This is a genomic window from Pseudorhodoferax sp., assembly GCF_047601025.1.
Classification (GTDB): domain Bacteria; phylum Pseudomonadota; class Gammaproteobacteria; order Burkholderiales; family Burkholderiaceae_C; genus Pseudorhodoferax.
Map to the genome: position 1 here is coordinate 1178717 of NZ_JASGJZ010000001.1, position 12940 is coordinate 1191656.

At 70.0% G+C, this 12940-nt stretch carries 15 protein-coding genes; 4 read left to right on the top strand and 11 right to left on the bottom strand.

Annotated elements, in window-relative coordinates; all coding sequences use genetic code 11:
* Positions 1-300 precede the first annotated feature (300 nt).
* From htpX to pyrC, 3 genes are all read right to left on the bottom strand, one after another.
* Positions 301-1176 carry a protease HtpX gene (htpX, locus tag QM782_RS05595; protein ID WP_415201928.1) on the bottom strand — a complete coding sequence of 292 codons (876 nt, stop codon included), beginning with the start codon at positions 1174-1176 and terminating at the stop codon, positions 301-303.
* Positions 1177-1246: 70 nt separating this feature from the next.
* Positions 1247-2020 (bottom strand): DUF3025 domain-containing protein, encoded by a 774-nt coding sequence (locus tag QM782_RS05600; RefSeq protein WP_415205599.1) that lies wholly within the window; start codon positions 2018-2020, stop codon positions 1247-1249.
* A 270-nt stretch (positions 2021-2290) separates the two neighbouring features.
* Positions 2291-3337 carry a dihydroorotase gene (gene pyrC, locus QM782_RS05605; protein WP_415201929.1) on the bottom strand — a complete coding sequence of 349 codons (1047 nt, stop codon included), beginning with the start codon at positions 3335-3337 and terminating at the stop codon, positions 2291-2293.
* 195 nt (positions 3338-3532) lie between these two features.
* On the opposite strand from pyrC, the gene QM782_RS05610 reads away from it, so the two are divergent.
* From QM782_RS05610 to QM782_RS05620, 3 genes are read left to right on the top strand one after another with little or no spacing between them, the layout of a single operon-like run.
* On the top strand, positions 3533-4054 hold the full coding sequence (locus tag QM782_RS05610) for a TRAP transporter small permease (RefSeq protein ID WP_415201930.1): 522 nt from the start codon (positions 3533-3535) through the stop codon (positions 4052-4054).
* Between the two features lie 28 nt (positions 4055-4082).
* Positions 4083-5381 (top strand): TRAP transporter large permease, encoded by a 1299-nt coding sequence (locus QM782_RS05615; protein ID WP_415201931.1) that lies wholly within the window; start codon positions 4083-4085, stop codon positions 5379-5381.
* 25 nt (positions 5382-5406) lie between these two features.
* Positions 5407-6444 (top strand): DctP family TRAP transporter solute-binding subunit, encoded by a 1038-nt coding sequence (locus tag QM782_RS05620; RefSeq protein WP_415201932.1) that lies wholly within the window; start codon positions 5407-5409, stop codon positions 6442-6444.
* A gap of 12 nt (positions 6445-6456) precedes the next feature.
* Here QM782_RS05620 and QM782_RS05625 read toward each other — a convergent pair whose 3' ends face one another.
* From QM782_RS05625 to QM782_RS05660, 8 genes are all read right to left on the bottom strand, one after another.
* Positions 6457-6873 carry a GreA/GreB family elongation factor gene (locus QM782_RS05625; protein ID WP_415201933.1) on the bottom strand — a complete coding sequence of 139 codons (417 nt, stop codon included), beginning with the start codon at positions 6871-6873 and terminating at the stop codon, positions 6457-6459.
* Positions 6874-7090: 217 nt separating this feature from the next.
* The gene (locus tag QM782_RS05630; RefSeq protein WP_415205600.1) at positions 7091-7828 is read right to left on the bottom strand and encodes an amino acid ABC transporter ATP-binding protein; all 738 of its coding nucleotides are present in this window, start codon (positions 7826-7828) and stop codon (positions 7091-7093) included.
* A 25-nt stretch (positions 7829-7853) separates the two neighbouring features.
* Positions 7854-8522: an amino acid ABC transporter permease gene (locus tag QM782_RS05635; protein ID WP_415201934.1), complete on the bottom strand. Its 669-nt coding sequence runs from the start codon at positions 8520-8522 to the stop codon at positions 7854-7856.
* A 1-nt stretch (position 8523) separates the two neighbouring features.
* Positions 8524-9282 (bottom strand): amino acid ABC transporter permease, encoded by a 759-nt coding sequence (locus tag QM782_RS05640; RefSeq protein WP_415201935.1) that lies wholly within the window; start codon positions 9280-9282, stop codon positions 8524-8526.
* Between the two features lie 98 nt (positions 9283-9380).
* The gene (locus QM782_RS05645) at positions 9381-10277 is read right to left on the bottom strand and encodes a transporter substrate-binding domain-containing protein (RefSeq protein ID WP_415201936.1); all 897 of its coding nucleotides are present in this window, start codon (positions 10275-10277) and stop codon (positions 9381-9383) included.
* Positions 10278-10425: 148 nt separating this feature from the next.
* Positions 10426-11355, bottom strand: coding sequence for a LysR substrate-binding domain-containing protein (locus tag QM782_RS05650; protein WP_415201937.1), 930 nt, complete (start codon positions 11353-11355; stop codon positions 10426-10428).
* Between the two features lie 51 nt (positions 11356-11406).
* Positions 11407-11835, bottom strand: coding sequence for a hypothetical protein (locus tag QM782_RS05655; RefSeq protein ID WP_415201938.1), 429 nt, complete (start codon positions 11833-11835; stop codon positions 11407-11409).
* 28 nt (positions 11836-11863) lie between these two features.
* On the bottom strand, positions 11864-12649 hold the full coding sequence (locus QM782_RS05660; protein WP_415201939.1) for an enoyl-CoA hydratase: 786 nt from the start codon (positions 12647-12649) through the stop codon (positions 11864-11866).
* Positions 12650-12701: 52 nt separating this feature from the next.
* Between QM782_RS05660 and QM782_RS05665 the strand changes: the two genes are divergently transcribed.
* Complete coding sequence (locus tag QM782_RS05665; RefSeq protein ID WP_415201940.1) at positions 12702-12938, top strand: ATP-binding protein; 237 nt, start codon at positions 12702-12704, stop codon at positions 12936-12938.
* Positions 12939-12940 lie beyond the last annotated feature (2 nt).

Here is a 12940-nt window from a genome sequence, read left to right on the forward strand (position 1 = left end):
CGCGCTGCACCATCCCCTTCCAGGGGGCGGAGAGCTGCGGGCTCCCAACCTGCCTGCGCACAGGCTCGGACGGTCCAACGGGGCGGCTCCTCAGACGCAGCTGCAGCCTGCACGGGCACGCCTGTGCACCGGCAAAGCCGGGCCGCGGCGTCCGCTGGCGTGGCCGGCGCCGCGGCCTTTCGAACCGCTGGCGGCGGCCCGGCTTCATGCGCTGCGGGTGGCGCGCCAGCGCCGTGGAGAACTGACCAAGCCAAGCGGCGGCGGCCCTTCACGGGCACGCCGCCGTTCGTGAGGGACGGATCAGCCCTTGGCGTTCTGCAGCGCGGCGATGCGCTGCTCGATCGGCGGGTGCGTGGCGAACAGCGCGCCGATGTTGCCGGTGATGCCCATGGCTTCCACGGCCTTGGGCAGCTCGCCCGGGTGCAGGCCGCCCAGGCGGGCCAGCGCGTTGATCATCGGCTGGCGGCGGCCCATCAGGTGCGCAGCACCGGCGTCGGCGCGGAACTCGCGCTGGCGCGAGAACCAGGCCACGATGATGGCGGCCAGGAAGCCGAGCACGATGTCCAGCACGACGGTGGTGACCATGTAGCCGATGCCGGGGCCGGAGTTCTCCTCGTTGCCGCGGCGCAGGAAGCTGTCGACCGCATAGCCGATCACGCGCGAGAGGAACACCACGAAGGTGTTCATCACGCCCTGGATCAGCGTCATCGTGACCATGTCGCCGTTGGCGATGTGGGCGACCTCGTGGCCGAGCACGGCCTCGACCTCCTCGCGCGTCATGTTCTGCAGCAGGCCGGTGGACACGGCGACCAGCGCGGAATTCTTGAACGCGCCGGTGGCGAAGGCGTTGGGATCGCCCTGGAAGATGCCGACCTCGGGCATGCCGATGCCGGCCTTGTCGGCCAGGCGGCGCACGGTGTCGACGATCCAGGCCTCGTCGGCGTTGCGCGGCTGCTCGATCACCTGCACGCCGGCCGACCACTTGGCCATCGGCTTGCTCATCAGCAACGAGATGATCGCGCCGCCGAAACCCATCACGAGCGCGAAGCCGAGCAGCGCGCCCAGGTTCAGGCCGTTGGCCGTGAGGTAGCGGTTGACGCCCAGCAGACTGGCGACGATGCCCAGCACCACCACGACGGCAAGGTTGGTGAGGACGAACAAGGCAATGCGTTTCATGGATTCTCCGAGGGGCTCCCTGGGGTTCTGTGGGGGACGGCTGCGCACATGGGGGCAGTGTGCACAAAGCTCAAGCCGCGCCCGGCAATGTCCTTTGTTCTGGTACGTCTGAACGGCCGGCGCGGCGGAACACCAACGGATCATCATAGAAGGCCGGGTCGGCATTCCCGGCGCACCATCCGGGCACGCCGAGCACGGGCAGCGGCGCGAACGGCTTGGCCTGCCAGGCCGCCGCGTCCATGGCGCCGGCCAGCCAGGCGTCCACGTCAGCTATCGAATCGAGAGCTGCCGGCGCGGCCACCACGTGGGCGGTCAGCGGCTTGCGCGGCCGGTACAGTTGCTCCAGCAGGCCGTGGCCGAACACCAGCAGCCGGGCCTGCCGCCAGTCGCCGCGCCGCGCGACGAACAGGCCCTGCCAGTCCCGCGCGCGCAGCGCATCCCACATGGACCGTGAGGCCAACAGCAGCGCGCCGTTCTCGTCGAACAGCGTCAGCGCGTCGCGCAGCGGACCGCGCCGCGGCCCCCGGCCCAGGCGCTCGATCTCGGCCGCGTGCAGCGCATACAGCCGGGCCTTGGCGCGCGGGAAGTGCAGCCAGGTCAGGCCGTTGAGGAAGTCGTGCCGGTCCGGCCGGACCGGCACCCGGCCGGTGGCGTGCACGAAGGACTCGTAGGCCTGCCCCGGCGGCAGCGCGGCCTGCGGCACGAACCGGCATGGCGCCGCCGGATGGCGGTCCAGCGCCTCCGCCAGCGGCCGGCCGCCCGCCAGCGCGGCGACCAGCGCCCGGCCGATGGCCGCGTACGGCGCCAGCCAGGGCGCCGTCCAGTCCGGCGGCTCCAGCGGCATGCCGGCCCCGCGCTGCGCCGGCCCGACCGGCTGGGCCACGGGCTGCCTCAGAAGCTGTGCACGAATCGCTCGCGCCCACGATGGAGGGCGCCGGCCCCCAGGCACAGGCGCAGGCCGCCGCCCTGGCAGGTGCCAGGGCAGGGACTGCAACGCCCGCCCGTGGCCAGGCACGCCCCGGCCCGACGGGCGAGGCCCCGGGCACGGCGATGGCGATGCACGTGGGCGCTCATCGGGGGCCGCGTGGGTGCGAGGGATCCGTGCACGGCTTCTTCAGGCCCCGGCCACGCGCCAGCGCAGCGTCTCGCCGGCGCGCAGCGGCTTGAGGTTGGCCTCGCCGAAGGCGTAGCTGTCGGGCACGGTCCACGCCTGGCGGCGCAGCGTGACGGTGCCGGTGTTGCGCGGCAGGCCGTAGAAGTCGGCGCCGTGGAAGCTGGCGAAGCCCTCCAGCCGCTCCAGCGCGCCGGCGGCCTCGAAGGCCTCGGCATACATCTCCAGCGCGGCGTGCGCGGTGTAGCAGCCGGCGCAGCCGGCGGCGTGCTCCTTCAGGTGCGCGGCGTGCGGCGCGCTGTCGGTGCCGAGGAAGAACTTGGAGCTGCCGCCGGTGGCGGCCTCGACCAGCGCCAAGCGGTGCGTCTCGCGCTTGAGCACCGGCAGGCAGTAGTAGTGCGGGCGGATGCCGCCGGTGAAGATGGCGTTGCGGTTGTACAGCAGGTGGTGGGCCGTGACCGTGGCGGCGGTGTGGGCGTCGGCCTCGCGCACATACTGGGCGGCTTCGCGCGTGGTGATGTGCTCGACCACGATCTTCAGCGCCGGGAAGTCGCGGCGCAGCGGGATCAGCTGGGTGTCGATGAACACGGCCTCGCGGTCGAACAGGTCGACCGCCGGGTCCGTGACCTCGCCGTGCACCAGCAGCACCATGCCCTCGCGCTGCATGGCCTCCAGCGTGGCGTAGATGTTGCGCAGCGCGGTCACGCCGGAGTCGCTGTTGGTGGTGGCGCCGGCCGGGTACAGCTTGGCCGCCACGATGCCGGCCGCGCGGGCGCGGCGGATCTCGTCGGGGGCCAGCTGGTCGGTCAGGTACAGCGTCATCAGCGGCTCGAAGTCCAGGCCGGCGGGCACGGCCGCGAGGATGCGCTCGCGGTAGGCCAGGGCCTGCGCGGTCGTCGTCACCGGCGGGCGCAGGTTGGGCATCACGATCGCGCGCGCGACCTGCGCGGCGCTGTGCGGCACCAGCGTGCGCAGCACCTCGCCGTCGCGCAGGTGCAGGTGCCAGTCGTCGGGGCGGGTCAGCGTCAGGGTGTCGGGGGTGGCTTGCATGGCGGGCGATTCTCCCACCGCCACCCGGCATGCCGGCGGCCGCGGCGCCTGGCCGCGGGGCGCCGGCGGCCGGATCGGTAGCGCCCCGGATAAGGAAAGTCCCCATGCGGCGGCGCAGCACGCGCTCCTATGATCCTGCGCCGGTGCCGCCCGGCTCGCCCGCCCGGCGGCTTTCGTTTTCCACCTGCCGCATCCATGCCCCCTGAGAACGACCCCGGCCTGCCGGACGGTCAGGCCGCCCCGGCCGACGAACCCACCCGCGTTCCCCTGGCGATCGAAGACTGGCTGACCGTGTTGATCATGGCCGCGCTGGCGCTGATCACCTTCGCCAACGTGATCGTGCGCTACTTCACCGACTCCTCGTTCGCCTGGACCGAGGAGTTCTCGGTGTTCCTGATGATCCTGCTGGCCATGGTGGCCGGCTCGGCCGCCGTCGCGCGCGACCGGCACATCCGCATCGAGTACTTCAGCGACGCCGGCTCCGCGGCGCGGCGCCGGCGCCTGGCGCAGTTCGGCGCGCTGATGGTGGCGCTGCTGTTCTTCCTGATCGCCGCGCTGTCGCTGCGCATCGTCTGGGACGACTGGCGCTTCGAGGAGACGTCCCCCGGCATCGGCGTGCCGCAGTGGTGGTACTCGGTGTGGCTGCCGGTCGTCTGCACGGCGATCGGGCTGCGCGCCGTGGGCCTGTTCATCCGGCGCAGCCGGGCGCCGCGGTGAGCGCGGCGCCGGCCGTGGAGGCCGCGGCATGATTGCCGCGCTGCTGTTCGCCGCATTCCTGGCGATGATGCTGGCCGGCGTGCCGATCGGCGCCGCGCTGGGCCTGGCCGGCGCCGCCTGCATCGCGCTGGCCAACACCGGCGCCCAATGGTTCGGCCTGCTGGCCGTGCCGCAGAACTTCTACGCCGGCCTGGGCAAGTACCCGCTGCTGGCGATCCCGATGTTCGTGCTGGTCGGCGCGATCTTCGACCGCTCGGGCGTGGCGCTGCGGCTGGTGAACTTCGCGATCGCCATCGTCGGCCGCGGGCCCGGCATGCTGCCGCTGGTGGCCATCGTGGTGGCGATGTTCCTGGGCGGCATCTCCGGCTCGGGCCCGGCCAACGCGGCGGCCGTGGGCGCGGTGATGATCGCGGCCATGTCGCGCGCCGGCTACCCGGTCGCCTACTCGGCCAGCGTGGTCGGCGCGGCCGCGGCCACCGACATCCTGATCCCGCCCTCGGTGGCCTTCATCGTCTATTCCGTGCTGGTGCCGGGCGCCTCGGTGCCGGCGCTGTTCGCGGCCGGCATGGTGCCCGGCGTGCTGGCGGGGCTGGCGCTGATCGTGCCGGCCGTCTGGATGGCGCGCCGGCACGGCATGGGCGCGCTGGAAGCCAGCCTGCCGCGCCCGCCGTTCTGGCGCAGCCTGCGCGAGGCGGTCTGGGGCCTGGCGGCACCGGTGCTGATCCTCGGCGGCATGCGGCTGGGCTGGTTCACGCCGACCGAGGCGGCCGTGGTCGCGGTGTTCTACGGGCTGTTCGTCGGCATGGCGGTGCACCGCACGATCGCCGTGCGCAACCTGTTCACGATCCTGCGCGAGGCCGGCGAACTCTCGGCCGTGATCCTGATCGTCGTCTCGCTGGCCGGCATCTTCGCGTACTCGCTGTCCACGCTGGGCGTGATCGACCCGGTGACCGACGCCATCGTCCACTCGGGCCTGGGCGAGTACGGCGTGCTGGCGCTGCTGATCGCGCTGCTGATCACGGTCGGCATGTTCCTGGACGGCGTGTCGATCTTCCTGATCTTCGTGCCGCTGCTGTGGCCCATCGTGCAGCACTACCAGTGGGATCCCGTCTGGTTCGGCGTGATCCTGACGCTGAAGGTCGCGCTGGGCCAGTTCACGCCGCCGCTGGCGGTGAACCTGATGGTGTCGTGCCGCATCGCCGGCGTGCGCATGGAGGAAACCGTGCGCTGGGTCGGCTGGATGCTGGTCGCGATGTTCCTGGTCATGGTCGCCGTGATCGCCTGGCCACCGCTGGCGCTGTGGCTGCCGGCCCGGCTGGGCTACTGATTTCGCAACGAGAAGGAGACTGTCGATGAAGTTCCGCCGCACCCTGCTGGCCCTGGCCGGCGCCGCCGCCGCACTGGCCGCCCTGCCCGGCGCCGCGCTGGCCCAGGGCAGCTACAAGCCCGAATACAAGATGTCGCTGGTCCTGGGCACCGCCTTCCCCTGGGGCAAGGGCGGCGAGATCTGGGCCAACCTCGTGCGCGAGCGCACGCAGGGCCGCATCAACATCAAGCTGTACCCCGGCGTCTCGTTGATCCAGGGCGACCAGACGCGCGAGTTCAGCGCGCTGCGCCAGGGCGTGATCGACCTGGCCGTCGGCTCCACGATCAACTGGTCGCCGCAGGTCAGGGAGCTGAACCTGTTCTCGCTGCCGTTCCTGATGCCGGACTACGCCGCCGTCGACGCGCTGACGCAAGGCGAGGTCGGCAAGGACCTCTTCGCGCGGCTGGAGAAGGCCGGCGTGGTGCCGCTGGCCTGGGGCGAGAACGGCTACCGCGAGATCACGAACTCCAAGCGGCCGATCCGCGCGCCGGCCGACCTGAAGGGCCTGAAGATCCGCGTGGTCGGCTCGCCGCTGTTCGCCGACACCTTCACCGCGCTCGGCGCCAACCCCACGCAGATGAGCTGGGCCGACGCGCAGCCGGCCTTCGCCAGCGGCGCGGTGGACGGGCAGGAGAACCCGATGGCGCTGTTCACCGCCGCCAAGCTGCAGACCGTGGGCCAGAAGTTCGTGACGATGTGGGGCTACGTGGCCGACCCGCTGGTGTTCGTCGTGAACAAGGAGGTCTGGGAGTCCTGGAGCAAGGAGGACCAGGCCATCGTGCGCCAGGCCGCCCTCGACGCCGGCAAGCAGGAGATCGCGATCGCGCGCAAGGGCCTGTCCGAGGCCGACAAGCCGCTGCTCAAGGAGATCGCGGCCCTGGGCGTGACGGTGACGCACCTGTCGGCCGACGAGCGCGATGCCTTCGTGAAGGCCACGCGTCCGGTCTACACCAAGTGGAAGGCCCAGATCGGCAGCGCCCTCGTGGACAAGGCCGAGAAGGCGATCGCGGCGCGCAAGATGTAGGCGGCGCGCGGTTCAGCGCAGCAGTTCGCCGCAGGCCTCGGGCTGGAAGGTCACGGCCTGCACGCGCAGCGCGGCGGCGCGGCCGTCGGGCTGCGTCCAGCGCGCGAGCGCACCGGCACGCAGGCCCAGCAGCGCCGCGCCCACGGGCGACAGCACCGAGACCTGGCCGCGCGCGGCATCGGCCTCGTCCGGATAGACCAGCGTGAGTTCGCGCAAGCCGCCATCGGCCTGATCGGGATCGCAGACGCGCACGCGCGAGCGCATGGTCACGACGTCCGGGTCCACGGCGTCGGACGGCACGACATCGGCATCGTCCAGCAGGCGCTGCACGGCGGGATGGGCCCCGGCCGCCAGGCAGCGGCCGATGCGCACGTGGTCCAGCTCGGTGAGGACGCGGAGGGTGGCGGGGGAAACGGAACGGTCGGACATGGCAGGACTCCTGGAAACGACATCGCCGGGGGTGAGCCCGGCGATGCGGTTGGCGAGGGATGGAGCGGTGCTCGCCGGGCTCAGGAGTCTGCGGTGGTATCTCGGCCGATCCGACTGCCGGCCGCGCCCGCGCGCATGCGGGCCGCGCGGGCGGTCTGCTGCAGGACGGGGATGGCGGCGGGCGCGGACATGGTGGGGCTGGATTGTCGCAGCTTCGTCAGTGCTGCAGGATCTTGTTCAGGAAGTCCTTGGTGCGCGGCTGGCGGTTCTCGGGGTGGGCGAAGAACTCCTCCTTCGAGCAGTCCTCCAGGATGCGGCCGCCCACGTCGATGAAGATCACGCGGCTGGCCACCTTGCGCGCGAAGCCCATCTCGTGCGTCACGCACATCATGGTCATGCCCTCCTTGGCCAGGCTGACCATCACGTCCAGCACCTCGCCGACCATCTCCGGGTCCAGCGCCGAGGTCGGCTCGTCGAACAGCATCACGATCGGGTCCATCGACAGCGCCCGCGCGATCGCCACGCGCTGCTGCTGGCCGCCGGACAGCTGGCCCGGGAACTTGTCCTTGTGCGCCATCAGGCCGACGCGGTCGAGCATCTTCAGGCCGCGCGTCTTGGCCTCGTCCTGGCTGCGGCCGAGCACCTTGATCTGCGCGATCGTCAGGTTCTCGGTCACCGACAGGTGCGGGAACAGCTCGAAGTGCTGGAACACCATGCCGACCTTGGAGCGCAGCTTGGGCAGGTCGGTCTTCGGGTCGTTGACCTTGATGCCGTTGACGATGATCTCGCCCTTCTGGATCGGCTCCAGCGCGTTCACCGTCTTGATCAGCGTGGACTTGCCCGAGCCCGAGGGGCCGCACACCACCACCACGTCGCCCTTGTCGATGCTGACGCTGCAGTTGTTCAGCACCTGCACCGGGCCGTACCACTTCGAGACGTCCCTGATTTCGATCATTTTTTCAGCCATGGCTTGTTCCCCTTCAACGGATGATGGCAATCTTCCTGTGCAGGCGCTTGACCAGGTAGGACAGCGAGTAGCACAGGATGAAGTAGACGACGGCGGCCAGCAGGTAGGCCTCTTCGGGGCGCCCGAAGTTCTTGCCTGCGGTCTCGAAGCCCTTGAGCAGGTCGTACGCGCCGATGGCGTAGACCAGCGAAGTGTCCTGGAACAGGATGATGGTCTGCGTGAGCAGCACGGGCAGCATGTTGCGGAAAGCCTGGGGCAGGATGACCAGCGTCATGTTCTGCTTGTAGGTCATGCCCACCGCCATGCCGGCGAAGACCTGCCCGCGCGGGATCGACTGGATGCCTGCGCGCATGATCTCGGAGAAGTAGGCCGCCTCGAAGCAGATGAAGGTGATCACCGCCGAGGTTTCCGCGCCGATGGGCCGGCCGATCACGAAGGGCACCAGCAGGAAGAAGCCCAGGATCACCATCACCAGCGGGACGGAGCGCATGCCGTTGACATACGCGGCCGCCGGGAAGTCCAGCCACTTCTTGCCCGACAGGCGCATCAGCGCCAGCAGGGTGCCGAAGAAGATGCCGCCCAGGGTGGCCACCACCGTGAGGAACACGCTGAAGTAGAAGCCCTTCAGCACATAGTTGCCGATCAGGTTCCAACTGTAGAAGGAAAAGTCGAGATTCATCATGTCAGTGGCCTCCCGTACCGCCGGCCGCGACGAAGCCCGGCACACGGAGCTTGCGCTCGATGAAGGTCATGATGCGGTTGACCAGCATGGCGCTGATGACGTAGAGGATCACGACGCCGATGTAGATCGGGATCTGGGCCGAGGTTTCCTCGCCGGCCTGCAGGTAGAACTGCGTGAGCTCGGGGATCGACACCGCGAAGGCCACCGACGAGTTCTTGAAGATGTTCATGGACTCGCTGGTCAACGGCGGCATGATGATCCGGTAGGCCATGGGCAACAGCACGAAGCGGTAGTACTGCGGCGTCGTGAAGCCCACGGCCATGCCCGCGTAGCGCTGGCCGCGCGGCAGCGCCTGGATGCCCGAGCGCAACTGCTCGGCGATCCGCGCGGACGTGAAGAAGCCCAGCGCGCACACCACCAGCACGAAGGGCGGCAGCTCGCGCATCGGCGGAATCATCTTGGGCAGCACGAAGTACCAGATGAACACCTGGACCAGCAAGGGGATGTTGCGAAAGAGTTCCACCCAGGCATTACCGAAGCGCACCAGCCAGGGGCTGTCCGGCAGCGTGCGCAGCGTACCGACGATCGAGCCGACCACCAGCGCCACGAACAGGGCCGTGAGCGCCACGCCCACGGTCCAGCCCCAAGCGTTGAGCATCCATTGCAGATAGGTCTGGTCAGACCCGCGTGCGAAGCAGCTGGCGACCACTTCGTTGGTGAGCGTGTCCTGGCAGAAGACCGACATGTCCAGGTTCAGCATCTATCCTCCTTCGCGGGTCGGGGCCCGCGCCCGTTCATCGAAAAGCCCGCGTCGGCAGAAGCGCCGCGCGGGCTTGGCTTTTCAGGTCAGACGCCGTCTTACTTGGGAGCGTAGGCCTCCATGGGCTTGTCGTTGGGGTTGGCCCAGGCCGCCTTGGTGCCTTCCGACGCGGGCATGTTCAGGTTGACGTTGTTCGGCGGGATGGGCTGTGTGAACCATTTGTCGTACAGCTTGGCCAGCGAACCATCCTTGATCTGGCGCACGATGCTGTCGTCGATGGCCTTCTTCAGCTTGGCGTCGCCCTTGGGCAGCATGCAGGCGATGGGCTCGACCGAGAGCACTTCGCCGACCATGTGGAAGTCGCCGGGGTTCTTGGACTTGGCGGCGTTGGCGGCCAGGATGGAGCCGTCCATCACGAAGGCATCGGCGCGGCCCGACTCGAGCAGCAGGAAGCTGTCGGCGTGGTCCTTGCCCATAACTTCCTTGAAGTCGATGCCTTCGGCGCGCTTGTTCTTGCGCAGGGTTTGCACCGTCGTCGTGCCAGTGGTGGTCGCCACGGTCTTGCCCTTCAGGTCGGCGATGCCGTTGATGCCCGAGTTCTTCTTGGTCAGGATGCGAATCTCTTCCACGTAGGTGGTGTAGGCGAAGTCGACGTCCTTCTGGCGGGCCGTGTTGTTGGTGGTCGAGCCGCACTCGAAGTCGATGGTGCCGTTCTGCACCAGGGGCACGCGGTTCTGCGAGGTGATCACCTGGTAGTTGATCGTCAGCGGCTTGCCGACATCCTTGCTCAGGTCCTTGATGATGTTCTCGGCCATTTCGGTGTGGAAGCCGACGTACTTGCCGCCGCCCAGCGTGTAGGCCAGGCCAGACGAATCACGCACGCCGAGGTTGACCGCACCGCGCTCCTTGATCTTCGCCAGCGTGTCCGTGCCCTGCGCGGCGGCTCCGCCGGCCGCGAGCGCGGCACACACGAACGCGAGGATGTGCTTCTTCATTCAATCTCTCCTAAAAAAACGAAAGGAAATCAGACCTTAATCCGGGGAATGGCATGCAGCGGAAATACCCGCATGCCCCACGCAGGTGCATGTGGCGTGCGACGAAGCAGCTTGCATGCCAATGCGGGCCGATACGGTGCGGACGGCTTCAGCTGCGCCCCACTTCCGTGAGATAAGCCCACAGTGCCTGCGCCGAGCGCTTGGGCGCGCCATGGGCGCCGGGCTTCTCGCGGTAGGCGCGCACGTCCAGCGTCATCTCCAGGCCCGGCATGCCGGCCGGCACGGCGCTGACCAGCCGGCGCGCGCGCACGTCCTTCTTGACCGCGCTGTAGGGCAGAAAGGCGATGCCGTGGCCTTCGAGCGCCATGGCCTTCAGGCCTTCGGCCATGTCGGTCTCGTACACCCGGTCGAGGTGGATCGGCGTGGGCGACTGCTTGAGCATCTGGTCGACCATCTGCCCCATGTAGGCGCCGGGCGCGTAGCCCAGGTAGGGCAGCAGCTGGCCGGGGCGGCCCGGCAGCTGGTAGAGCGGCGCGCCCTCGTCGTCGGCCTTGACGTAGGGCGCCATGACCTCCCGGCCCAGGCTCACCATCTCGTAGCGGTCGGCCGCGAGCGGGAACGGCTGCGAACTGTGGTGGTAGACGATCAGCAGGTCGCAGCTGCCCTCGACCAGGCGCATCACGGCGTCGTGCACGTTCAGCGCGATCAGCCGGCTCTTGAGCGGGCCGAACTGCTCGCGCAGGCGGGTGACCCAGGCCGGAAAGAAGGTGAACGCCAGCGTGTGCGGCACGGCGAACTCCACCACGTCCTGCCCGGCCGAGTTGTGGCCGCGCAGCATGGCGCGCGTGCTCTGCAGCGCCTGCAGCACCTCCAGCGACTGGGCGTAGAGCGTCTCACCGGCCGGCGTGAGCCGCGTGGGATAGGAGCTGCGGTCCACCAGGTCGGTGCCGGCCCAGGCCTCCAGCGCCTGGATGCGGCGCGAGAACGCCGGCTGCGTCACGTGCCGCAGCTGGGCCGAGCGGCTGAAGCTGCGCGTCTCGGCCAAGCTGACGAAATCCTCGAGCCATTTGGTCTCCATCGCCGCATTATGGAACGCTGCCCGCACGCGGCGCGGACCGGCGGGACGGCGTCACTCGATCGCCGTCACCGCCCACAGCAGCAGCATCAGCACGACGTAGGGAAACGCCACCGTGGGCCGCGCCGCGTGCGCCAGGTACTCGCCCAGCAGCCCCACGATGCCGGGCCGGCCGGCCTGCCATTCCGAGTACAGCTGGCAGCCTTGGCCGGCGCCGGCCGCCGGTTCGCGCAGCAGCGCCTCCACGCGCAGCAGCCGGGCGACCAGCCGCGACTGCCCGGTGCGCACGATGCCTTCCTGCACCCACAGCACCAGGACCAGCGCCATCGTCAGCACCGCGTCGAAGCCGAGCGCCACCGCGACGACGGCGACCGCCACCGCGGCCAGCTTGATCCACAGCGCGCTGGCCTCGCCGCGCTCGCAGTCGTGGTGCAGGGCGCTCCATTCGCGCCCGAGCAAGGGGGTCTCGTTCCGTTCTTCCATGCGGCGAAGCATAGCCGCGCGCCGCGGGCTACCAGGCGGGCCGGCGCTTGTCGATGAAGGCCTGCACGCCTTCCAGCGCGGACGGCTCCATCATGTTGCAGGCCATGGTCTGGCCGGCATCCTGGTAGGCGGCGGCGATGCCGACTTCCAGCTGGCGGTAGAACAGCGCCTTGCCCATGGCCAGCGCCGCGCGCGGCTTGGCGACGATGCCGGCGGCCAGCTCGGCCACGGCGCCGGCCAGCGCATCGGGCGCGGCGACGCGGTTGACCAGGCCTTTCTCGCGCGCCTCCTCGGCACCGATGAAGCCACCCGTGACCAGCATCTCGAACGCGGCCTTGCACGGCAGGTTGCGCGACAGCGCCACGCCGGGCGTCGCGCAGAACAGGCCGACGTTGATGCCGCTGACGGCGAAGCGCGCGTCGCTGGCGGCCACGGCCAGGTCGCACATCGCGACCAGCTGGCAGCCGGCCGCGGTGGCGATGCCCTGCACCTGCGCGATCACCGGCACCGGCAGCTGCCGGATCGCCAGCATCAGCTTCGTGCACCGCGCGAACAGGCCCTGGTAGTAGGCGAGCGAGGGCTCGGCCCGCATTTCCTTCAGGTCGTGCCCGGCGCAGAAGGCGCGGCCGGCCGCGGCGACCACCAGCACGCGTAGCGAGGCGTCGCGCGCCGCGTCGTCCAGTTCGGCCTGCAGCGCGGCCAGCATGGCCTCGCTCAGCGCGTTGAAGGCATCGGGCCGGTTCAGCGTCAGCGTGCGCACGCCGTGCGCGTCCTGGCGGCGCAGCACCAGCGGGGCGGGGGTGTCGTCGGTCATGGTGGAGTCTCCGTTGCGGCGCGCAGTCTGCCACCGCCGCACAATGCCGTGCATGCCTGCCGCCCCCAAGGCCCTGCCCGCGATCGACCCGGCCCGCTGCACCGGCTGCGGCCGCTGCGTGGGCGCCTGCCCGCCGCACGTGCTGTCGCTGCAGGTGCCGGGCGGCGGGCGCTGGGGCCGCAAATGCGCGACGCTGCACGAGGCCGCCGGCTGCACCGGCTGCGCGCTGTGCCATGTGTGCTGCCCGTTCGATGCGATCCGGATGGAACGCACGGACCGCCGCGCATGACG